Source organism: Clostridium sp. AT4 (assembly GCF_001517625.2).
Taxonomy (GTDB): Bacteria; Bacillota; Clostridia; order Lachnospirales; family Lachnospiraceae; genus Enterocloster.
In genome coordinates this window covers 1,020,043-1,041,141 of record NZ_LN999828.1, presented here as the reverse complement: position 1 = coordinate 1,041,141, position 21,099 = coordinate 1,020,043, and the positions used below count along the sequence as shown (strand labels likewise).

General features: G+C 48.9%; 20 protein-coding genes and 1 riboswitch. Of the genes, 2 read left to right on the top strand and 18 right to left on the bottom strand.

What is annotated here, in order from left to right:
* Window positions 1–37: 37 nt before the first annotated feature.
* The 6 genes from BN3656_RS11035 to BN3656_RS11010 all read right to left on the bottom strand — a co-directional run bounded on the left by BN3656_RS11035 (window position 38) and on the right by BN3656_RS11010 (window position 7,632).
* Window positions 38–1,357, bottom strand: coding sequence for an MATE family efflux transporter (locus tag BN3656_RS11035; protein WP_066547988.1), 1,320 nt, complete (start codon window positions 1,355–1,357; stop codon window positions 38–40).
* A 147-nt stretch (window positions 1,358–1,504) separates the two neighbouring features.
* Window positions 1,505–2,683 carry a phosphoribosylaminoimidazolecarboxamide formyltransferase gene (locus BN3656_RS11030; protein ID WP_066547986.1) on the bottom strand — a complete coding sequence of 393 codons (1,179 nt, stop codon included), beginning with the start codon at window positions 2,681–2,683 and terminating at the stop codon, window positions 1,505–1,507.
* Window positions 2,684–2,714: 31 nt separating this feature from the next.
* Window positions 2,715–3,428, bottom strand: a complete 714-nt coding sequence (locus BN3656_RS11025) for an IMP cyclohydrolase (protein ID WP_066547984.1) — start codon at window positions 3,426–3,428, stop codon at window positions 2,715–2,717.
* A gap of 57 nt (window positions 3,429–3,485) precedes the next feature.
* Window positions 3,486–3,587, bottom strand: a riboswitch (ZMP/ZTP riboswitch).
* Between the two features lie 91 nt (window positions 3,588–3,678).
* Window positions 3,679–5,064 (bottom strand): ABC transporter permease, encoded by a 1,386-nt coding sequence (locus BN3656_RS11020; protein ID WP_066547983.1) that lies wholly within the window; start codon window positions 5,062–5,064, stop codon window positions 3,679–3,681.
* Window positions 5,051–6,886 carry a hypothetical protein gene (locus BN3656_RS11015; RefSeq protein ID WP_066547981.1) on the bottom strand — a complete coding sequence of 612 codons (1,836 nt, stop codon included), beginning with the start codon at window positions 6,884–6,886 and terminating at the stop codon, window positions 5,051–5,053. Before BN3656_RS11015 ends, BN3656_RS11020 begins: the two co-directional genes overlap by 14 nt.
* Window positions 6,883–7,632, bottom strand: coding sequence for an ABC transporter ATP-binding protein (locus tag BN3656_RS11010; RefSeq protein WP_242962988.1), 750 nt, complete (start codon window positions 7,630–7,632; stop codon window positions 6,883–6,885). Before BN3656_RS11010 ends, BN3656_RS11015 begins: the two co-directional genes overlap by 4 nt.
* Window positions 7,633–7,912: 280 nt before the next feature.
* Between BN3656_RS11010 and pyrB the strand changes: the two genes are divergently transcribed.
* Both pyrB and BN3656_RS11000 read left to right on the top strand, forming a co-directional pair.
* On the top strand, window positions 7,913–8,836 hold the full coding sequence (gene pyrB / locus BN3656_RS11005; protein ID WP_066547979.1) for an aspartate carbamoyltransferase: 924 nt from the start codon (window positions 7,913–7,915) through the stop codon (window positions 8,834–8,836).
* Complete coding sequence (locus BN3656_RS11000; protein WP_066547976.1) at window positions 8,830–9,264, top strand: aspartate carbamoyltransferase regulatory subunit; 435 nt, start codon at window positions 8,830–8,832, stop codon at window positions 9,262–9,264. The genes pyrB and BN3656_RS11000 overlap by 7 nt, the downstream gene beginning before the upstream one ends.
* Window positions 9,265–9,345: 81 nt before the next feature.
* Here BN3656_RS11000 and BN3656_RS10995 read toward each other — a convergent pair whose 3' ends face one another.
* From BN3656_RS10995 to BN3656_RS10940, 12 genes are all read right to left on the bottom strand, one after another.
* A complete protein-coding gene (locus BN3656_RS10995; RefSeq protein ID WP_066547973.1) occupies window positions 9,346–9,714 on the bottom strand; it encodes a VOC family protein in 369 nt (122 codons plus the stop codon).
* A gap of 14 nt (window positions 9,715–9,728) precedes the next feature.
* A complete protein-coding gene (serS, locus tag BN3656_RS10990; protein WP_066547970.1) occupies window positions 9,729–11,018 on the bottom strand; it encodes a serine--tRNA ligase in 1,290 nt (429 codons plus the stop codon).
* Window positions 11,019–11,124: 106 nt separating this feature from the next.
* Window positions 11,125–11,970, bottom strand: coding sequence for a pyridoxamine kinase (locus BN3656_RS10985; RefSeq protein WP_066547967.1), 846 nt, complete (start codon window positions 11,968–11,970; stop codon window positions 11,125–11,127).
* A 12-nt stretch (window positions 11,971–11,982) separates the two neighbouring features.
* Window positions 11,983–12,555 carry an ECF transporter S component gene (locus tag BN3656_RS10980; RefSeq protein WP_081422935.1) on the bottom strand — a complete coding sequence of 191 codons (573 nt, stop codon included), beginning with the start codon at window positions 12,553–12,555 and terminating at the stop codon, window positions 11,983–11,985.
* Between the two features lie 107 nt (window positions 12,556–12,662).
* Window positions 12,663–13,313, bottom strand: a complete 651-nt coding sequence (locus BN3656_RS10975; protein ID WP_066547957.1) for a thiamine diphosphokinase — start codon at window positions 13,311–13,313, stop codon at window positions 12,663–12,665.
* A complete protein-coding gene (gene rpe, locus BN3656_RS10970) occupies window positions 13,310–13,975 on the bottom strand; it encodes a ribulose-phosphate 3-epimerase (protein ID WP_066547949.1) in 666 nt (221 codons plus the stop codon). The genes BN3656_RS10975 and rpe overlap by 4 nt, the downstream gene beginning before the upstream one ends.
* A gap of 3 nt (window positions 13,976–13,978) precedes the next feature.
* Window positions 13,979–14,857, bottom strand: coding sequence for a ribosome small subunit-dependent GTPase A (rsgA, locus tag BN3656_RS10965; RefSeq protein ID WP_066547946.1), 879 nt, complete (start codon window positions 14,855–14,857; stop codon window positions 13,979–13,981).
* Window positions 14,858–14,875: 18 nt separating this feature from the next.
* Complete coding sequence (pknB, locus tag BN3656_RS10960) at window positions 14,876–17,173, bottom strand: Stk1 family PASTA domain-containing Ser/Thr kinase (RefSeq protein WP_066547943.1); 2,298 nt, start codon at window positions 17,171–17,173, stop codon at window positions 14,876–14,878.
* Complete coding sequence (locus tag BN3656_RS10955; RefSeq protein ID WP_066547940.1) at window positions 17,167–17,913, bottom strand: Stp1/IreP family PP2C-type Ser/Thr phosphatase; 747 nt, start codon at window positions 17,911–17,913, stop codon at window positions 17,167–17,169. The genes pknB and BN3656_RS10955 overlap by 7 nt, the downstream gene beginning before the upstream one ends.
* Window position 17,914: 1 nt before the next feature.
* Window positions 17,915–18,976, bottom strand: a complete 1,062-nt coding sequence (gene rlmN / locus BN3656_RS10950; RefSeq protein WP_066547937.1) for a 23S rRNA (adenine(2503)-C(2))-methyltransferase RlmN — start codon at window positions 18,974–18,976, stop codon at window positions 17,915–17,917.
* Between the two features lie 35 nt (window positions 18,977–19,011).
* Window positions 19,012–20,373 carry a 16S rRNA (cytosine(967)-C(5))-methyltransferase RsmB gene (rsmB, locus tag BN3656_RS10945; protein ID WP_066547934.1) on the bottom strand — a complete coding sequence of 454 codons (1,362 nt, stop codon included), beginning with the start codon at window positions 20,371–20,373 and terminating at the stop codon, window positions 19,012–19,014.
* Between the two features lie 12 nt (window positions 20,374–20,385).
* Window positions 20,386–21,084 carry a zinc metallopeptidase gene (locus tag BN3656_RS10940; RefSeq protein WP_066547932.1) on the bottom strand — a complete coding sequence of 233 codons (699 nt, stop codon included), beginning with the start codon at window positions 21,082–21,084 and terminating at the stop codon, window positions 20,386–20,388.
* Window positions 21,085–21,099 lie beyond the last annotated feature (15 nt).

Sequence of the window (21,099 nt, the reverse complement as noted above, 5' to 3'; positions counted from 1 at the left end):
TTCATCATATGCCAGAGCAGCTTGCCAGGTGTACGTACTATTTTTCCAAAATGATCCTGCGGTAAAAAATCAGAGTGAGCACCGTTGCCGCGATCCATCCAAAGGGCCAGGCCATCCAGATTCCGGTGCTTCCAAAATGCGGGGTTAAAAGCTCTGCCATACAGATCCTTAAGATCAGATCCGGCACCGTAGCGATCACAAAATATTTCATAGCCCCAGCTCCCCGGATAATGCCGTCTGTCATCAGCTTTACCGCTATCATAAAGTACATGGGGCTTACGATCCTTAAAAATAATACCCCTGCTTCGATCGCAGCTTTGCTCTCCCCGCCCAAAAACAGCCCCATCATCTGCCTTCCAAAAAAGGCATACAAAATCACAAATGGAAGAGCTGCAAACAGTGACAAGCCGATCCCTGTGTGAAATCCGGCCGGAAGGCGCTCCCTTTTTCCTGCCCCCAGGTTTTGGGCCGTATAGCTGGAAAGACAGCTTCCCAAAGCCATGAAGGAATTGATAGCAAAGGTATTGAGCTTGATCGCCCCGGAATATCCTGCAATCACCGCAGAGCCGTACCGGTTTACAATCTCCTGGACAAACATATTTCCCACAGACAGGACGCTCTGCTGAAGGATGCTGGGAACCGCAATAGCTGCAATCTGGCCCAGAAGCACCCAGTCAAACAGCCGCGGCCTTCCCTCACAGAAAATCTTCGTAAGCCGGAACCTCAGCGTCACAAGTGCCAATACAGCGGAAATCCCCTGAGCAATAAAGGTCGCCCAGGCCACGCCTGCCACTCCCAGGCCAAGTCCTGCCACAAACCAGAAATCCAGAAAAATATTTCCCAGAGAAGAACCGATCAGAAAATACAGAGGCGTCCTGGAATCTCCCAGGGCCGTAAAGATTCCCGTACATACATTGTACAAAAACAAAAAGGTCAGTCCATATACATAAATCTTAAGATAGAGCTCACCTTCTGAAAAAATATTTTCCGGCGTATGTACCAGCTCCATCATCCAGCCGCAGAAAAACCAGCCAAACAGCGTTAAAACCGCGCTTAACACACCGCAGGCAATAAAAGCCGTGCTGACTGCAGATTTCATCCTCTTTAAATCTCCGGCTCCAAACAGCCGTGACACCACCACCGATGCTCCCAGATTGCTTCCTACGGCAAAGGCCATAAATATCACTGTAATCGGATAGGAGGCACCTACTGCCGCCAGCGCATCTTCTCCTGCGAACCGTCCTGCAATGCTGCTGTCCGCAACACTGTAAAACTGCTGAAACATTACGCTTGCCAGCATGGGAAGAAGAAAGCGCCACAGGGTATGACGCGGATGCTCTCTTGTCAGATCTTTCATTCTCATTATCCTCGTTTCATGCCGGTATAATTCCCCATAATTTTCCTTTTTAAATCGGATAAAAGGCCCATGGACCGTTTGGCCCATGAGCCGTGTCTTTTGGCGGGATCCTTTCAGCTGCTCCGATGGATGCAGTACAGCTATGCTTTAATGATGGAACAGGCGGATTCCCGTAAATGCCATCACCATGCCGTACTGATCGCAGGTTTCGATCACCTGGTCATCCCGGACAGAGCCTCCCGGCTGTGCTACATATTTTACACCGCTTTTATAAGCCCTGTCAATATTATCTCCGAAGGGGAAGAAGGCGTCCGAGCCAAGAGCTACGTCCGTAAGGCCGTCCAGCCATGCCCGCTTTTCCTCTTTTGTAAATACAGGGGGCTTTTCCTTAAAAATGCGCTCCCATCTTCCCTCTGCAAGCACATCCATATAATCCTCGCCAATGTATAAATCAATGGCATTATCTCTGTCTGCCCGGCGGATACCGTCGATAAAGGGCAGATTCAACACCTGGGGTGCCTGGCGCAGATACCAGTTATCTGCCTTGCTGCCTGCCAGTCTGGTGCAGTGTACTCTGGACTGCTGTCCTGCTCCGATTCCGATGGCCTGACCGCCTTTTGCAAAGCAGACGGAATTGGACTGGGTATATTTTAAGACAATGAGAGAAATCAGAAGATCTCTTGCTGCATCCTCTGGAAGTTCTTTTTCCTTTGTAACAATATGCTCGAGCAGAGTCTTGTCAATCTTTAAATTATTGTGACCCTGTTCAAAGACAACGCCAAATACCTGCTTGCGCTCCAAAGCCTCTGGCTCATAGTCCGGATCGATCTGGATCACATTGTAATTGCCGTTTTTCTTGGTCTTTAAGATTTCTAACGCCTCCGGCTCGTATCCGGGAGCGATCACGCCGTCTGAAACCTCTCTCTTGATCAGCCGGGCTGTGTCCACGTCGCAGACATCCGATAATGAAATAAAATCTCCAAAAGAAGACATACGGTCTGCGCCTCTGGCTCTGGCATAGGCACAGGCTAAGGGAGAAAGCTCTCCAAGATCATCCACCCAGTAAATTTTCCTTAACACCTCATCCATGGGAAGGCCCACGGCGGCACCAGCAGGCGAAACGTGCTTAAAGGAGGTGGCTGCCGGAAGTCCCGTTGCCTCCTTTAACTCTTTTACCAGCTGCCATCCGTTTAAGGCATCCAAAAGGTTGATATAACCCGGTCTTCCGCTTAAAACTGTAATGGGAAGCTCTCTGTCATTTTCCATGAAAATCCGTGAAGGCTTCTGATTGGGGTTGCATCCGTATTTTAATTCCAGTTCTTTCATGCTTCTCTCTCCTGACTCATTTTTTTAATGATTATTGATTCTTATTTACAATTCTTGTCTCTGTCTCACCTGTAGCAATGTCGATATATCGCACAAAGAGGGATACCTTGTTATCCTCATTTAAGCTGTTCCAGACCATTGAGGTAAATTCGTCAATGGTTCCCTCAATGGCTACAGCCTTTGGCTCACCCTCAAAGCTTGGAAGAGGACTGCCGTCATGCATATAGGTATGGATGAAATGGCCCATTCCGGCTGCAGGGTTCTGATATGCATAGGTAAAACGCAGACAGGAGGAGGGGTCACCCTGATTGCTCTTTAAAATAGACATGGCATAGCTGTAACGGCCATTTTCCGTGTGAAGGATACCGGAAATCCGGGGCGTATAGTTGGGAGCATCTGGCTCAAACTCACGGCTGCGCAGAGATTGCTCAAAGGTAAGCTGATGATCCATTCCCTCATAAATGGTATCCGTCTGATCACCGTTTGTTACAATGGTCTTATTGCCCAGCACGCGGACCGGAGCATAGATGATCAGGCTGGGATCTTCCAGCTTTTCAGGATCAAAGGCCTGCGTACGGATACCTTCTCCCTCTGTCACAAATACGCGGTTGCGGCTGTTTGCGCTTCTTCCCATGATAAAATAGGCGGTCACCGCATATCTGCCATCCCCAGTCTCTCCGATGACGATCCCCCGTCCCGGATACGCATTGGTCTTTAATTCCTGTTCCAGTGATCTTACATTCATGTCTTGGCCTCCATATATAAAAGTAAAATAAAAAACCGGTCTCCTGGTACACATTGAAAAAGGTGCCCAGGCGGCCGGCTCGTAACTGCGAACATATTCTGTCCCGTTTCGCGTGCTCCCTGTGGTTATTCCCACCATCCGCCAGTCACACGCTCGCTCATTCGCTTTCAGTATATATGATTTCTGCTTATATTGCAAATTATTTTTAGAAGCATTACTTATTATTTCTGCTTATGAACCGCCCTGTGCCCTATTCGTTCCGAATAGCTGCCAGAGGGCTTAATTTCATAGCGCGGACTGCCGGCATAAAGCCTGCGGCCATGCCTACAAAAACAGCAAAGCCAATGGCTGCCATGGAAAGCCATGGTGGAATCCGGGACAGATCTCCCGAAAGCCCCATGGACTGGGACATATTTACAAAACGGTTTACAATCGCGGAAACACCATAGCTTAAAGCCACTCCTATCGTTCCGCCCATAAAACCGATAAATCCTGATTCAATCAGAAACATATTCCGTATATTTCCCATATCGCAGCCCAAAACCTTCATCACACCGATTTCCTTGGTACGTTCATAAATCGACATCATCATGGTATTGGCAATACCGATGGCGGCTACAAAAAGGGATACCGCGCCGATCCCGCCCAAAACAGCCTGGACCATGTTGGACTGCTGTCTGGAGCTTTCCAGAAAGTCCATCTGGCTGTTTACCTGATAGCCCATAGCTGCCAGCTGTTCCTGTACCTGGGTCACATTTTCCATATCGTCTACAAAGACCTCTGCGCTGTTGTAAACCAGTTCATTTAAAGGCTTTCCCTTTTTATTGGTGGGCTGTCCGGGGATGGGTGTTCCCTTTTTAAATACTTTTTTTAACTGGGCTTTCAGGCCGTCAATATCCGTAAATACATACCAGGAATAATTGCTGTAGCCGTTTTCCCCTCCTGCCAGCATTCCCGTAGTTTCGATCATGTACTTTTTAGGCGGCTTTACAGGAGTCCCGTCTGAAGAGCTGCCGGAACCCTGACTTTGATAGTAAGCATCCATGTCAAAAATGACAAACATGGGTTTTCCCATAGGATCCACATCCGGCATCTCTCCCGTATCCCAGTAGCCCTTTCCGGTCTTGGCATTCGTAAAATCACGGATTACCCCATTTCCAAATACCAGCCCCAGTTCTCCCGGCTGCGGGAGCCGTCCCTCTGCCAGCTCTAACTGCTCCAGATAGGACTGGCTTACTCCCTTTAACTGGACATAGGTAGAAATATAGGCCCCCTGGCGCATGACCACATTCATGTTTAAAACGGGAGAAACCCCCGTCACATGAGGAATCCGCTTAAAATTGTCTATTACCTTATCTGTGATATAGTTCGGTTCCGATTCGCTGTTCTGAGAGGACATCGCCGCTCCCATCATCTGCATCCCTCCGCCGGAACTCTGGCTGTACACTTCAATGGTAGTCAGACTCCCCCAGGACGCAATCTGTTCCATAGTCATCTCATTTAAACCGATTCCCAGGGAAACCATAACGACGATCGCAGCTGTTCCTATGATGACTCCCAGTACCGTCAGCACCGTCCGCAGCTTCCTGCGCCTTAAATTATTCATGCTCATGATCAGAAGATCAGGAAATTTCATCTTCTATATCCTCTTTCTCCTTTGCCGCCCTGCGCTTTTTACGGATATGACGCACGGTGACGAAACCTACAGCCCCTGCAGCCGCTGCGCCTCCCATCAGAATCCACATTTTATATGCTTCAAAAAAGGACGGCTTCTCCTGCTCCATAAGCTCAGGATCCATAGTAAGGGACGGATCAAACTCTGTTTCCATTTCCTCCGTCACCATCAGATTCAGTTCTTTTTCCACCGGCTCCGCCGCCTGTCCGTTTTCATCCTCATAGTGGATCTGAAGACGGATGGTGCCGTCATCCATAGTCGGAGCAATGCCCGTAAGCATGGTATCCACATTTCCCGTCTCTCCGGGCTTAATATTGCCTACATATGTATCCACAGGCTTGATGGAATCTCCCTCAAAGGTTACGTTTACATTATAAAGGATCACCTTTCCCGTGTTGTTGATGCCAAACATCACGTTGGATTCAGAGCCAACCGACATGGTATCCGGCATTACATCAATATTGCTGGTGCTCAGACGGGCATACTGCTTTACGGGAATATCCACAATAATGCTTTCCTCTGCATTTTTAAACTCAGGGCTGTCATACTTTTCTTTTACCGTAATGCCATAGGAGCGCTGATCCACACCTGCCTTGGCTGTGAATTTAGCCCGGATCTCTGTGGTCTGGCCCGGAGCCAGAGAATCCACAACCATAGATGCCGTACCGGACTCTGTGGTAAAAACAGCGCTATCGGAAACCTTTTCCGATTCCAGATTAAACAGGATATTCGAGGCCGGAACCGTAGTAGAGGCATTTTTCATATTTAATACAAGCTCAAATTCATTGCCCGCATAGACCTCCTCCGGCACCGTATGATATCCCTCTACGATCACTCTGGCCCGGACTCTGTCATTTGCGTCAAATTCCCCCAGGTCGTCCTCCTTATCCTTGGACACCACATGAACGTAAAATACGCCCTCCTCTGTGTGAAGGTCGCCCTCAGAGCTTAAGCGGAAGGTAATGGTAAATTTGATCGGATAATAGCCTGTATAGGAATCCTCACGGATGGCCATGCTGTACTGGGCAGCCACGGTTTCTCCCGGACTGACCCGCTCAAAGGTTCGGTCATAATTGCCGTCATTGATCTCAAAGGGGAATTTGGCGTCATCTTCCGAAAGCCCCATGGAAATGGTTACATTCTGGGCTGTGGTTTCTCTTTTATTGCGGAAATTGACGCCAAAATCAATGACATTGGGATAAACTCCCCTGGGTGTGGACTGATTTTCACCGATCACAAAATAATTTCCCTCTTTTTTATCCTCTTCCTCATCCTCAGAGGTAGTGGAACTGGTGGAAATCCAGATATTGATGTAATCCACATCATAGCCCCCATCCCACTCTAACTGAATGGGGATGCTGTAATAGCCCTGGGCGGCGTCTCTGCGGACTCTGGCGGAAAGGGAAACACTTTTTACATTGCCCGCCTTTATATTTCCTACATTTTTCCCCACAAAGGTGGTTTCCATAATTTCAAATGGATAGTAATCAACTGTATAGTCGCTTTCACCTTTTGACTCGATCTGCTGAAATTCCGTTGTTTCAAGAAGGCTTACCTTTAGATTATCCATATCCTCATCCGTCGCCCGAACCCGGAATGAAATGCTCATAGACTTGCCGATATTCCCCTTGGGAGACTTGGTTGTGAATATATGATCATTATCACTGGCATTTGTGTTGTAGCCTGTCTTAAAATCACTGGCCATAGACGGGATGCCTCCCGCTGCTGCCATAAAAGCCGCTGCAAGCATAAGCAGGGCCTTTGCCTTTTTCCATGCTTTCATACTGTTTTCTCCTCCGTCTCATCTAAGGCTGACCGGCCCCCGGTCTCTATGCCCGTGATCTTCCCGTCCACGATCCGGATCCTGCGGTCTGCGTAGGAAGCCAGGTTGTTGTCATGGGTAACCATCACAAGTGTCTGCTTCTGTTCTCTTACAATGCGCTGCATTAACCGCAGTACCTCCATGGTGGTCTTGGAATCCAGATTCCCCGTAGGCTCATCCGCAAAAATGATCTGCGGGTCTACCACCAGAGCCCTGGCGATGCCCACTCTCTGCTGCTGGCCTCCGGACATCTGGTTTGGCATATGCTTTTCCTGATCTGCCACCCCCATCAGCGCCAGAAATTCCCTGGCCTTTTTAAGCCGCACTCTTTTGGCCACTCCCCGGAACGATAAGGGAAGAGCTACATTTTCAACGGCATTCATGGTATTTAAAAGATTATAGGACTGGAAAATAAATCCAACCTTTTCCCTCCTGAATGCCACAAGCTGTTTTTCCGTCAACCGTTCCATATGAACCTTTCCTATGATGATCTCGCCTTTGGTGGGCTTCTCCAGTCCGGCCAGCATATTCAAAAGGGTGGATTTGCCGGAACCGGAGGTTCCTACAATGGCTACAAACTCTCCCTTATAGATTTCAAAATCCACGCCGTTTAATGCCCGTACCTTTGTCTCTCCCACCCGGTAAATCTTATACAGATTCCTTACACGGATTACGGGAATCGGAGCTTTCTTCTCTGTTTCTGTCAATGAACTCTCCTTTGCCTGCCTGTAAAAGGCATGGTTGTGTTGTCTGTCTTTAGACAGTATACCATAAAACGTCAATAGCCGCTGTCCCTTTTTCCTTTAAAGTTCCTTAAATATTTTTTACGGCCGCCCAAATTCTACTTGACTTCTTTGTCATTCTATGTAAGAATATGACGAGGCACAAATCAGTGCCATATCTGGCTGTCCGGCTATCGCACTGGTTCAGTGTGGACTATTTCCCAAAATCACTTAAAATAAAATAGAAAAGGCAAAGGAGAATCACATGAGACACTTACTGAATCCCTTAGACTTCTCTGTGGAGGAAATCGATGACCTTTTAGCATTAGCCAGAGACATCGAGAAAAATCTTCCCAGATATGCGCACGTTTGCGACGGCAAAAAGCTTGCTACCCTGTTTTATGAGCCCAGCACCAGAACACGCTTAAGCTTTGAAGCAGCCATGATGAACCTGGGCGGCAATGTTCTCGGCTTTTCTTCCGCTAATTCCAGTTCCGCTGCAAAGGGAGAAAGCGTTGCCGACACCATCCGCATGATTTCCTGCTACGCTGATATCTGCGCCATGCGTCATCCCAAGGAGGGTTCCGCATTTGTAGCAGCCCAGAAGGCAGAAATTCCTGTCATCAATGCAGGTGACGGCGGCCATCAGCATCCTACCCAGACCCTGACAGACCTTATGACCATCCGCTCCTTAAAGGGACGCCTGGACAATTTAACCATCGGCCTGTGCGGCGACCTTAAATTCGGCCGTACCGTTCATTCTTTGATCAGCGCCATGGTTCGCTATCCGGGTGTAAAATTCGTTCTGATCTCCCCGCCGGAGCTTCGTATTCCAGACAGCATCCGCGAGGACGTACTGGAAGCCAACAACATCCCATTTGAAGAGGTAGGAAATCTGGACGACGCTCTGGGAAGCCTGGATATCCTTTATATGACCCGCGTGCAGAAAGAGCGCTTCTTCAATGAAGAGGATTACATCCGCTTAAAGGACTGCTATATCCTGACACGCAAAAAGATGAAGCTGGCAAAGCCGGATATGTACATCCTTCATCCCCTTCCAAGAGTAAACGAAATCTCTGTGGAGATAGATGACGATCCAAGAGCTGCTTACTTCAAACAGGCCCAGTACGGCGTATATGTCCGTATGGCACTGATCATGACATTACTGGAGGTAGAAAAGCCATGTTAAATATCAGCGGATTAAAAGAAGGCATTGTCCTTGACCACATTGAGGCAGGAAAGAGCCTGGATATTTACTATCACCTGGGCCTTGACAAATTAGACTGCCAGGTTGCCATCATTAAAAATGCCCGAAGCAACAAAATGGGCCGCAAGGACATTATCAAGATCGAAGGCGGTTTAGATAAGCTGGATCTGGATATTCTGGGCTATATCGATCACAACATCACCGTAAATATCATCCGTGATGACAGAATTGCTGAAAAGAAGGCCTTAAAGCTTCCCAAAAAGATCACCAACGTGATCCACTGCAAGAATCCGCGCTGCATTACCTCCATCGAACAGGAGCTTCCACACATCTTCTATCTGGCAGATGAAAAGACAGAAACCTACCGCTGCCAGTACTGTGAGGAGAAATACAGCGAGTACAATCAGTAATACGCTCCGTCCAGTTGGACGCAGCCCGTTAAAAAACCGGCTCCCCGCTTTAAAGCGGAGGCCGGTTTCCTTTTTCCTTCTTTATTTGTTTTCCGGAACAATCTCAATCCAGTATCCATCCGGATCGGAAATGAAATAAATTCCCATAGCCGGATTTTCATAGCAGATGCAGCCCATTTCCTGGTGCTTTTTATGGATCGCGTCATAATCATCCACATGGAAAGCCAGATGGAATTCGCACTCACCCAGATTGTAGGATTCTGTGCGGTCCTTAAGCCAGGTCAGCTCCAGAGTAAAGTCGCTGAGACCGTCTCCTAAATACACCAGCTTAAAGGAGCCGTCAGAAGCATCCTTTTCTCTTACCGGCTTAAGTCCCAGGGCTTTCTCATAAAACTCCAGGCTCTTTTCCAGGTTCAGTACATTAAAATTAAAATGATTGAATTTTACCATATATTTACTCCTGTTTATTTCTGAGGAATCATAACTTCCATTCCGCCCATATAAGGCCTTAATGCCTCAGGGATCTTTACGCTGCCGTCTGCCTGCAGATTGTTCTCCAGGAAAGCGATCAGCATACGGGGAGGCGCTACTACGGTGTTGTTTAAAGTATGTGCCAGATACTTGGTTCCGTCTTCGCCATTTACACGGATCTTTAAGCGGCGGGCCTGAGCATCTCCTAAGTTGGAACAGCTTCCCACCTCAAAATATTTCTTCTGCCGTGGGGACCATGCCTCTACATCACAGGACTTCACCTTAAGATCAGCCAGATCGCCGGAGCAGCACTCTAAGGTTCTTACCGGGATATCCAGGGAACGGAACAGATCTACGGTATTCTGCCACAGCTTGTCATACCATACAGGGCTTTCCTCCGGTCTGCAGACAACGATCATCTCCTGTTTCTCAAACTGGTGGATGCGGTATACACCTCTCTCTTCAATGCCGTGAGCACCCTTCTCCTTGCGGAAGCATGGGGAATAGCTGGTGAGCGTCATGGGAAGCTCTGCCTCCGGCGTAATGGTGTCAATAAACTTTCCGATCATGGAATGCTCGCTGGTACCGATCAGATAGAGATCCTCGCCCTCGATCTTATACATCATGGCATCCATCTCGGCAAAGCTCATAACGCCTGTTACTACATTGCTGCGGATCATAAAGGGAGGTACACAGTAGGTAAAGCCGCGTCCGATCATGAAGTCTCTTGCATAGGAAATCACTGCAGAGTGAAGTCTGGCAATATCGCCCATCAGATAGTAGAAGCCGTTTCCTGCTACTCTTCTGGCAGCATCCAGATCAATGCCGTTAAAACGCTCCATGATATCTGTGTGGTAGGGGATCTCAAAATCAGGAACCACTGGCTCACCGAACTTCTCGATCTCTACATTTTCACTGTCATCCTTACCGATGGGTACGCTTGGATCGATGATATTTGGGATGGTCATCATGATCTTTAAGATCTTCTCGGCAAGCTCGCTCTCCTTTGCCTCTAACTCAGCCAGTCTGGCGGAATTGGCGCTGACCTGTTTTTTCACCTCTTCTGCCTCTTCCTTCTTTCCCTGGCCCATGAGAGCGCCGATCTGCTTGGACAGCTTGTTTCTGCTGGCTCTGAGATCGTCAGCTTCCTTCTGGGTAGCGCGGTTTTCAGCGTCCAGCGCGATTACCTCGTCTACCAGGGGAAGTTTTCCGTCCTGAAATTTATTTTTAATATTCTGCTTTACGATGTCAGGGTTTTCTCTGACAAACTTTAAATCTAACATGATACTCCTCCTGGATCTCCTTACTGTATTTACATACTTGTTTATGAGTATATAACATTTTCCAGTGAAATAAAAGCCTTTTTTTGAAAAAGCTCCCTTCCGGCGCCTATTTGTCCGTCATCTGGCACAGGCTGCCTAAAAGCAGTTCAAAACAGACTCCGTTTTTAACCGGTATCTGAAGCTCTCCGGAACGCACAATGCAGTCTCTTACGAAATCAGCCGCCAGATTAACAGACCTCTTTAGGCTCCAGCCCCGGATGCATCCCCCGGTGATAATGGAGGAAAACACATCTCCCGTACCGGGCCGTTCCTCTCCTGCGGCTTTGCGGCTCAAAAAGGAAACCTCACCTTCTCCCTCTGCCATGGCATTTACCAGGTCAGGTCCCTTTCGGATCCCTGTGATCACAACAGCGGAAGGCCCCAGCTTCTGAAGACGTCTTACAAGGCCGGCCAGCGCCTCATAACTCATTTCCCCGCTCTCGTAGGGAACATCGGCGAGAATACAGGCCTCTGTAAGGTTGGGAGTCAATATGTCGGCCATGGCAGCCAGCTCCCGCATCCGGCTGCACATGGACGGCGTGTAGGTCGCATAGGCGATTCCGTGATCTCCCATAATGGGATCTACCAGAACCTTTGTCCCAGACGTGCGAAAAGCTGCGATCATATCCTTCACAATCTCAATCTGGCGCTCCGAGCCCAGAAATCCTGTGGCAATGCCGTCAAAGGTAAGCCCCAGCTCCTTCCATTTCTCAATATAGGGCTCCATATGGTCGGTATAATCATCAAAATAATACACTGGAAAGCCTGTGTGATTGGAAAGGATCGAGGTCGGCACCGGACAGCACTGGATGCCCATGGCCGATAAAATGGGAAGAGCCACTGTAAGAGAACAGCGGCCGTACCCGGAAAGATCGTTTATCATTGCAATTTTCTTCTGATGGTAATTTGGCATAACGGATACTCCTTATTTCAGCTTGTCAACCAACCCGGATCGGATCAAAGCCCGGCGAAGGGGCATGTAGATCACAAGGGAAGCAATGGCGGAAAGAACTGCATTGATGGAGGTGGAGGCCACGTTCCATACAAGGGCGAGCTCTGCCGCCGGCTTTCCAAGGATCAGAAGCTTGTAATAATATCCAAACAGCGGATCAAAGATCATATTAAAGACAAGACCGCAGACCGCTCCTGCTGCTGCAAAGCGCAGCACATGGCCCTGGTCGCTACTTTCATCGATATGCCCCAGCCTGTGAGCCACAAACCCGGTGATCAGACCGATACAGAGCTTCAGGATAAAGGTCTTAGGGGCATATATTACATAGACAGGATCGAAAAGATCCCCAATGGTCATGCCGATGGCTCCGCCCAGACCGCCGTAAAAGCCGCCTAGGATCAGGGCACCCAGCACACAGACCGCATTTCCCAGATGAATGGAGGTGGCATCTCCGCCGGGAAGGGTGATCTTAATCTGCAAAAAGGTAAATACTACATAGGAAAGGGCTGCAAAAAGTCCGGTCATGGCAATCTTTGATAATTTCATAATCATCCGCTCCTCACTTGCATTTTATGATGCATATGGTACCACTAAAGTGGATGGTTACAAATATCCAGTTTATCACTTTTTAACCAGTCCAGTTTCTCCGATCATCAATCATGAGATTCCACCGCCATCAGAACACCCTCTGAAAAGGTAATCCGTCCCTCTTCTTCTATGAGTTCATTACTGATGCAGAGACTGGTACCAATACAGATATCTTTATTTTCCAGCGGATATTTAAAGCCCTTTAAGGTAATTCCTGTTACCTCCTGTGTAAGAGGCAGGAAGGAAATATACGTTCCCCAGACTTCATGCCTGCGAAATACAGTTTCTCCGTCAATCAGATACAGACGGTTCTGAGGATCTATGATGCTGGCACGGATTCCCTTTTGAAGGCAGGGATATAAAAGCTGTATATTACCGATCATATGATCCAGACGTCCTCCGGTGGCTCCAAGGATAACAATTTCTCCTGCTCCCATGGCCATGGCCCGCTTTAAGGCCAGCTCTGTATCCGTATCGTCCTTTTCCGGCTGGTGGACCTCCCAGACAATATGCTCCATCTTCCGGTAAAATGCCAGAACCGCCGGATCAACGGAGTCAAAATCACCTACGATCACATCCGGCACAAGGCCCAGCTCCTTTGCACCTTTCAGTCCGCCGTCTACCGCGATCACTCTGTTAAATTCCTCTGTTTGTAAAAAGGAACCGGCGAAGGCCGGATCAAGCCGTCCGCCGGTAAGGATCAGACATCGTTTCATTTCTCGTATTCCTTAAAAATTTCGACCATCTCTCTTGTGCGGGCTGCCGGATCTGTTCCGAACACGGCGCTTCCTGCTACAAAGATATTGGCTCCTGCCTCTAAAACCTCTCTTACATTGGCTGCGCTGATGCCGCCGTCTACCTGTATGTCTGTCGTAAGGCCCCGCTCGTCACAAAGCCTTCTCACTGCTTTTACCTTTTCGATGGTATAGGGGATGAACTTCTGTCCGCCAAAGCCCGGATTAACGGTCATGATCAAAACCATGTCCACCTGATCCAGAATATGTTCCAGCACAGAAACAGGAGTCGCCGGATTTAAAGCCACTCCGGCCCGACAGCCGGCTTCCTTGATCTGGCTGATCACCCGGTCTAAATGCTTACAGGCCTCGGCATGGACGGTGATCACATCCGCTCCTGCCTTCTTTACATCCTCCACATAGCGGCCCGGCTCCTCCACCATCATATGAACGTCAAACACACGATCCGTTACCCGGCGGATGCTTTTGATCACTGGCATGCCAAAAGAAATGCTCGGCACAAAGGCGCCATCCATCACATCCAGATGGATCCACTCTGCTCCGGCCTCTGAAACAGCCCGAAGCTGACTTCCAAGCTCTGCAAAATCTGCCGCCAGAACTGACGGCGCTACCTTATAATACATGATTTAATATCTCCTTTTCTGCTTAAGTTCTTCATAGATCAGACGGTAATTCTCATAGCGGCTGAGACTGATTTTCCCCTCTTTTACCGCTTCCTTTACCCCGCAGACCCTTTCTCCTATGTGGACACAGCCCAAAAAGCGGCATTCATTCTCAAACTCTGCAAACTCCGGAAAAAACTCCTTCAGCTCAGAAGCCTCTATTTCCGGCGTATACATGGAGCTGAAGCCCGGTGTGTCCATCATATAAGTATCTTTTTCCACAAAAAACAGTTCTGAATGACGGGTGGTGTGCTTTCCGCGCTCAATCTTCCGGCTGATGCCTCCTGTTTCCATGGATGCCTCCGGCTGGATCCGGTTTGTAAGGGAGGATTTCCCTACTCCGGAAGGGCCGGCCAGCACCGTCGTACGCCCTCTTAAAAGCTCACGAACCTGATCCATCCCCAGGTCAGTCCTGGCACTGATAAAGTGAACTTCATAACCAGCGCCCTCATATATCTTTTTGTACTCCTCCTCCATGGCACCATCTCCCAGATCCGCCTTATTAAAGCAGATCACTACCGGAATCTCCTCCATAGCCATCATCACCAGAAAGCGGTCCAGAAGATTTAAATTGGGGGATGGCTGAGTCAGGGCAAAGAGTACCAGCGCCTGATCCACATTGGCTGCCGCCGGGCGCACCAGGGCATTTTTTCTCGGAAGGATCTCGTCGATATTTCCCTCTCCTGCCTCTTCATCCAGGATGGAAAATTCCACATTATCTCCTACCAGGGGTTTAATTTTCCTGTTTCTGAAAATACCTTTTGCCCTGCACTGGTACACCCGGTTTTCGCCGTCATTTACATAATAAAAGCCTGCAATTCCCTTGATTATCTTTCCTGTCATATTGTTTCCTGTTCTTTTTTATCCTGCCGGGAAAAAGGATACCGGCCAGGATTGGATCACCTTATCGTCATTATCCACATCTACAACCTCCACAATCCCGCTGTCAACGCCGTATGCGCCCTTGATCCGCGAGAATACAACAGGAATATCCTGAGAGCCTACTACCAGTCTGGGACTGATCAGGTTTGTGTATACATAGGTATTGGCATCCTTGGGATCCTTTTGTTTTAAACGGATCAAAATACGCACGCTGCTTGTCTGGGAAGCAGGGCCAATATAATTGCTTAAGGAGCAGGTAGCGTCAATGGAACCAACATAATATTTCTCTTCCTCTCCTGTTTTTGCCGCAGCAGCCTCTGTGGAAGCCTGAGCACTGTCATTAACTACATAATCCACTGCAGACTGGGGCTCCAACATGGTTCCCGGAAGTTCACTCTGAGAAAGAACCTGCCCATGAGGCTTGGAAGGATCGTACTCATAGGTCACTGTACCGCTCACAAGACCGGCTGCCTTTAAAAGAGCATCTGCTACTGCCGCATCGCCGTCCGTCAGCTTTGGCACCTGTCCCTGAACGGTTTTAGGGCCTGAGCTTACAAAAAGCTCCACCGTATCTCCCGCCTTTGCTTCTTCTGTTCCAACACGGATCACCTTTCCCTTCGGCACCGTATCATTTGCTTCTTCTTTTGCAGACGGAATCAAATCCTTATCTTTTAAAATCTCCTCTGCCTGCTTTTTATCCATACCGGATAAATTAAGCGCCTTTACGTCTACCCGTTCGCTTCCCTTGCTGATGGTAACTCCTACGGTACTCCATTTTTCTACTGCTGTCCCCTCGTCCACATCCTGGCGCATTACATAGCCCTTGGAATAGTTTTCGGAGTACTCTTCCCCTGTAACCTTCATTACAATGTCATATTCCTTAAGCTTGCTTTCCGCCATATCTCTGGGCAGATCTAAAACATTTGGCATTATAGTCCCTCCCTCATCCGGGATCACCTGGATTTCCTCCATAGATGCGGACTGCGTGACCGCCTCTGTCTGATTTTCCTGGCTGTCTTGCCCGCTTCCGGGCCAGAACAGCCCTGTAAGTCTTGAAAACACAAAAACAACCACGATCACGACCAGTATGGCAGCTATAATGCCAATCGCAGCGATCATCCGTTCAAACTGTGTGCTTACATCCTCGTCCCGCTTTCTGGAGGGAATCTTTTTATGAAATTCTCTTTTGCGGGAAGAATGATGCCTGCTGCGATGATCTCCCGTGCCGTCGCCAAACTCCTCCGCATCCTCTTTAGACAGGCTGTCTGGGGATCCATTTTCTTCATCAGACGTTTCAAGACCCTCTGTCCCTTTTTCCGCCTCATCTGCACCAGTCTCCTTGCTTTTACGGCGGTGATGATCCCGGATCTGGCTTAACTCGTCTTTAGAAATAGGGCGTGTCTGATAGGGATCCCCCCCTTCCTCTATTTCCTCATTTTGGTAAATATCACATTCCGGATCCATAAGCACCCGGCGCAGATCGTGGATTACCTCCTCCATGGAGCCATAGCGCCTGTCCGGCTTCTTTTTGGTACATTTTAAAATAATATCCTCCAACCCCGGATAGACCTGAGGATTATAATCTCCTGGCGGGACCACCGGATCCTCCAGATGGGCCAGAGCCACAGCAACCGTATTGTCCCCCTCAAAGGGAACCCGGCCTGTAACCATTTCATAAAGCGTAATTCCAAAGGAATAGATATCGCTTCGCTCATCACAGTATCCGCCTCTGGCCTGTTCCGGTGAAATATAGTGCACCGAGCCCACAGCAGCCGATGAATTAACCGTCTGGCTGGAAACGGCTCTGGCAATGCCAAAGTCTGCTACCTTTACCTTGCCGTCTTTTGAAATGATCATGTTCTGAGGCTTGATATCCCGGTGGATGATATGCTGCTCATGAGCTGCCGCAATCCCCTGTGCCACCTGGATGGCAATACCGATCGCCTCTTTGCTGTCTAAAAGTTCCTTTTTTTCAATGTAGCTTTTGAGGGTAATCCCCTCAATAAGCTCCATCACGATATAATGAAGATTTTCCTCATCTACTACATCATATACATTTACAATATTGGGATGGGAAAGCCGTGCTGCTGCCTGAGCTTCCATCTTAAACTTGCTTACAAAATTCTCATCTGAGGCAAATTCTTCCTTCAGTACCTTAATCGCTACCAGACGGTTTAAGGTATGGCATTTTGCCTTATAGACAACAGACATTCCGCCTGAGCCGATTTTTTCCAGAATTTCATACCGCTCCTGAAGGTAGGTTCCAGGATTTAACATAGGCCGGTTCCCCCTTCCTCGAATTTTACAAGAACAACCGCAATATTATCGATTCCTCCACTCTCATTGGCTTCCTCGATCAGACGCTCTGCCTTTTCCTTAAGAGTGCCGGGTTCGGATATAATGGCGCAGATCCGTTCATCGGCCACCATATTGGTAAGGCCGTCGGAACAGAGAAGTATATAGTCGCCCGACTCTAAATCCGCCTCAAAAAAGTCTGCCTCTACATGGGTTCCGATTCCCATTGCCCGGGTAATGATATTTTTCCTGCGGTTATAGTCCGCACTTCCCCGGACCATTTTCCCTCTGGCTACCATTTCCTCCACATAGGAATGATCCTTTGTAACCTGGCGGATCCGGCCTCCATGGATCCGGTAAAGACGGCTGTCTCCGATATTAGCCGCATAGAGGATCCCATCCTCTATCACCGCTGCTACAAGCGTGCATCCCATACCGCTCAGTTCCTCCCTCTTAAGGGATTCATCGTAAAGGCCTGCATTTACCTGGCGGATCCCCTCCTGCAGCTGAGCCACTGCCGCTCCCTTTTGGCAGCGGTTTAAGTACACCACCAGATGTTCCACTGCATACCGGGAGGCAAAATCACCGGCCTGATGACCGCCCATGCCGTCAGCTACCAGAAAAAGGTTTGGAAGGGAACCAATGGTTTCCTGAGAGGCATAAATATAATCCTGGTTCATGGAGCGGACTCTCCCTGTATCTGTCAGTGCATATGCTTCCATGTCATCCCCCTCCTTCTATATAACTCTTTCTTAGCTGCCCGCAGGCTCCGCCGATATCCCGCCCCATCTCCCGGCGGATCGTGGCATTGATGCCGTGGTCTTCCAGATAGTTCCGAAACGCCTCAATGGCCCTGCGGTCGGACTGAACGTAATCCCGTTCCTTGATGGGATTAACCGGGATCAGATTTACATGGCCATGCTGATCCTTTATCAGTTTCGTAAGGGCTGCGGCCTCCTTTAAATTATCATTTACCCCTTTTACCAGGCTGTATTCAAAGGTCAGCCGTCTGCCGGTTGCTTCAAAATATGTATGGCAGGCATCTAAAATATCTTCCAGACGGTAGCTGTTTGCCACCGGCATCAAGGTTTTTCGCACCTCGTCATTGGGGGCGTGCAGAGACAAGGCTAATGTGACCTGAAGCCCCTCTTTAGCAAATTTTAAGATTCCCGGCACAATGCCGCAGGTGGATACCGTCAGATTTCTCTGGCTGATGTTAAGCCCCTTCTCATGGGAGATCAGGCGCAGGAAACGGATCACGTTATCATAGTTGTCCATGGGTTCTCCGGAACCCATGATCACCACATTGGATACCCGCTCTCCTGTAATGGTCTGGATCCGATAAATCTGATCCAGCATTTCTGAGGCCCGCAGGTTCCGCTCCAGACCGTCCAGGGTGGAGGCGCAAAAGCGGCAGCCCATACGGCAGCCCACCTGGGAGGAAATGCATACGGAATTGCCGTGATGGTACTTCATCCACACACTCTCGATCACATTCCCATCTTCCAGTCCAAAGAGGTACTTTCTGGTACCGTCCACAGCCGAAATCCGTTCTCCTACAACCTTTAATGCCGTAACGCTGTAATGCTCTTTAAGCCTTTCCCGAAGGCTCTTTGAGAGAGTACTCATCTGATCAAAGTCTGTAACCAGCTTTACATGGAGCCAGTCGTAGAGCTGCTTTGCCCGAAAGGGCTTTTCTCCCAATGTGCCAAGCTCTGCGGTTACTTCCTCCAGGGTCATGGATTTGATATCTTTTTTACCATTGCGGTCTGTTAAATCTAACATAAAAAACTCCTGTACTTTAAAATAAACCGGTCTTTTTATCCCCGGCGCTTAAAAACGCTGATAAAAAAGCCGTCAAATTCCTTCCATGGGCCAATCCCCGGCAGGATCTGGATCTGTCCCTCCTGTAAAGAAGCAGAAGAGGCTGCTTCCCATCCCTCCGGGAGCTTTCCTCTTATATCCACAGGCTCAAAGGGAAGATTCCCGCGAATCCAGGAAGCATTTTTCTCATTTTCTCCCTTATTGATGGTGCAGGTACTATAAATCAGTGTTCCGCCGGGCTTTACATACCGCCATACAACGGATAAGATCTGGCGCTGCAATTCTTCCAAAGCTTTCAGACTTTCTTCTGTCATGTGGTACTTGATATCCGGCTTTCTCCCAATAATTCCCATGCCGGAACAGGGAAGATCTGCGATCACGATATCTGCCTTTTCCTCACTGGACGGGTCAAACACAGTGGCGTCCCATACCTTTGTCTGAATATTTGTCAGACCGCAGCGGGCAATATTGTCCTCAATAAGGGAAACCTTCTGTTCTGTTAAATCCCTGGCTTCTACCAGGCCGGTCCGTTTTAGCTGATCTGCCAGATGAAGGCTCTTTCCTCCAGGAGCAGCGCATACATCAATGATGATATCACCCTTTTTTGGAGCAGCCAGCTGTCCTACCAGGCTGGAGCTGATATCCTGAACCTGGATCCAGCCCTCCAAGAATGCAGTCAGCCCTTCCAGATAGTCATAGCCCCGCAGGGCGATCATGGAATCAAAGCCTTCCATACACTCTGCACCGGCTCCCTCTTCCTGAAGAGATTTTAATATCTGAGATACCGGTACGGTACTTTCATTGCATCGAACCCAGGTAGGACGGGGCTCTAAAAAGGATGCGGCAATGATCTCGGCCCTCTCTTCTCCCCAGTCTCTGACCCATTTATCATACATCCAGTCTGGAACACTGAAACGCATGGCTGGATTCTCAAAGGAAATGTGTTCCTTTTCTCTGGAAATGGTACGCAGCACTCCGTTTACAAAGCCCTTTAAACCCTGAAACCGATGCTTCACTGCCAGCTTTACCGCTTCATTGCACACAGCGCTGTCAGGCACCCGGTCCATATAGAGAAGCTGATAGACGCTCATTCTTAAAAGGTTCCGGATCAGTGGCTTCATCTTGTTCGTCTTTGTCTTTGAATACCGGTTGATCACCCCGTCCAGCTGAAGCATATACTCCAGTGTCCCTTCTGTGACACGGGTGATAAAGGCTCTGTCTGCCTTATCCAGATATTGATATTTATAAAGAGCCTGGTTTAAAACAAGATGGACGAAGCTGCCCTTTTCGAGCACCTCCGTCAACACCCCAAGGATTATTTCCCTGTTTTCCAGACCCCTGTCTGTCTGTTTTGCCATAAATCCCTCCTGTTAATTATCCCTGTCTCTGTTTCCGAATAAAAGAAGCAGACGAAGGAGCTGGAGGACGGAAGCTGCTGCAGCAGCTACATAGGTTAAGGCAGCTGCGCCTAATACCTTTCTTGCCTGCCCCACTTCCTGATCCCGAAGAATCCCAATGGAATCCAGAAGCTTTACTGCACGGTGGGAAGCATTATATTCTACCGGCAGGGTCACAAGCTGGAAAAGCACGGAGGCTGAAAAAAGCAGGATCCCTATATCAACCAGAAAGCCTCCGCCTATAAAGAAGCCGATGAGGATCAGGGGCCAGGAGATCTGGGCGCCGAAGTTGGCTACCGGCACCAATGCAGCTCTTAACCGCAGGGGAACGTACTCTCCTGCATCCTGCATGGCATGGCCGCACTCATGGGCCGCCACACCGATGGCTGCAATGGAGGTGGCTCCGTATACCGCATCCGACAGGTTTACTGTTTTGGTGCGGGGGTCATAGTGATCTGTAAGGTGACCGGATACACGGCGCACTGCCACATCATAGATCCCCTGGGAACGGAGCAGCCGCTCTGCCGCCTCTGCTCCCGTAAGCCCGCAGCGGCTTCCCACACGGGCATAGGTGCTGTAGGTAGCGTTCAGTTTTGCAGAAGCCATTAAAGACAGCACCATTCCGATGAGGATCAGAACGTAGGTAGGGTCAAAATAGGGCATATAAAACATATAGATTCACTCTCT

What these genes read in the sequence shown, in the direction of transcription:
- BN3656_RS10985 (WP_066547967.1), bottom strand. Translation starts at nt 11,970, where the DNA reads ATGCCAAATTACCATCAGAAGAAAATTGCAATGATAAACGATCTTTCC.
- rsmB (WP_066547934.1), bottom strand. Translation starts at nt 20,373, where the DNA reads ATGGCAAAACAGACAGACAGGGGTCTGGAAAACAGGGAAATAATCCTT.
- BN3656_RS10975 (WP_066547957.1), bottom strand. Translation starts at nt 13,313, where the DNA reads ATGAAACGATGTCTGATCCTTACCGGCGGACGGCTTGATCCGGCCTTC.
- BN3656_RS10940 (WP_066547932.1), bottom strand. Translation starts at nt 21,084, where the DNA reads ATGTTTTATATGCCCTATTTTGACCCTACCTACGTTCTGATCCTCATC.
- BN3656_RS10980 (WP_081422935.1), bottom strand. Translation starts at nt 12,555, where the DNA reads ATGAAATTATCAAAGATTGCCATGACCGGACTTTTTGCAGCCCTTTCC.
- pknB (WP_066547943.1), bottom strand. Translation starts at nt 17,173, where the DNA reads ATGTTAAATCCTGGAACCTACCTTCAGGAGCGGTATGAAATTCTGGAA.
- serS (WP_066547970.1), bottom strand. Translation starts at nt 11,018, where the DNA reads ATGTTAGATTTAAAGTTTGTCAGAGAAAACCCTGACATCGTAAAGCAG.
- rpe (WP_066547949.1), bottom strand. Translation starts at nt 13,975, where the DNA reads ATGTATTATAAGGTAGCGCCGTCAGTTCTGGCGGCAGATTTTGCAGAG.
- rsgA (WP_066547946.1), bottom strand. Translation starts at nt 14,857, where the DNA reads ATGACAGGAAAGATAATCAAGGGAATTGCAGGCTTTTATTATGTAAAT.
- pyrB (WP_066547979.1), top strand. Translation starts at nt 7,913, where the DNA reads ATGAGACACTTACTGAATCCCTTAGACTTCTCTGTGGAGGAAATCGAT.
- BN3656_RS10955 (WP_066547940.1), bottom strand. Translation starts at nt 17,913, where the DNA reads ATGGAAGCATATGCACTGACAGATACAGGGAGAGTCCGCTCCATGAAC.
- BN3656_RS10995 (WP_066547973.1), bottom strand. Translation starts at nt 9,714, where the DNA reads ATGGTAAAATTCAATCATTTTAATTTTAATGTACTGAACCTGGAAAAG.
- BN3656_RS11030 (WP_066547986.1), bottom strand. Translation starts at nt 2,683, where the DNA reads ATGAAAGAACTGGAATTAAAATACGGATGCAACCCCAATCAGAAGCCT.
- BN3656_RS11025 (WP_066547984.1), bottom strand. Translation starts at nt 3,428, where the DNA reads ATGAATGTAAGATCACTGGAACAGGAATTAAAGACCAATGCGTATCCG.
- BN3656_RS11000 (WP_066547976.1), top strand. Translation starts at nt 8,830, where the DNA reads ATGTTAAATATCAGCGGATTAAAAGAAGGCATTGTCCTTGACCACATT.
- BN3656_RS11020 (WP_066547983.1), bottom strand. Translation starts at nt 5,064, where the DNA reads ATGAAATTTCCTGATCTTCTGATCATGAGCATGAATAATTTAAGGCGC.
- BN3656_RS11035 (WP_066547988.1), bottom strand. Translation starts at nt 1,357, where the DNA reads ATGAAAGATCTGACAAGAGAGCATCCGCGTCATACCCTGTGGCGCTTT.
- BN3656_RS11015 (WP_066547981.1), bottom strand. Translation starts at nt 6,886, where the DNA reads ATGAAAGCATGGAAAAAGGCAAAGGCCCTGCTTATGCTTGCAGCGGCT.
- rlmN (WP_066547937.1), bottom strand. Translation starts at nt 18,976, where the DNA reads ATGTTAGATTTAACAGACCGCAATGGTAAAAAAGATATCAAATCCATG.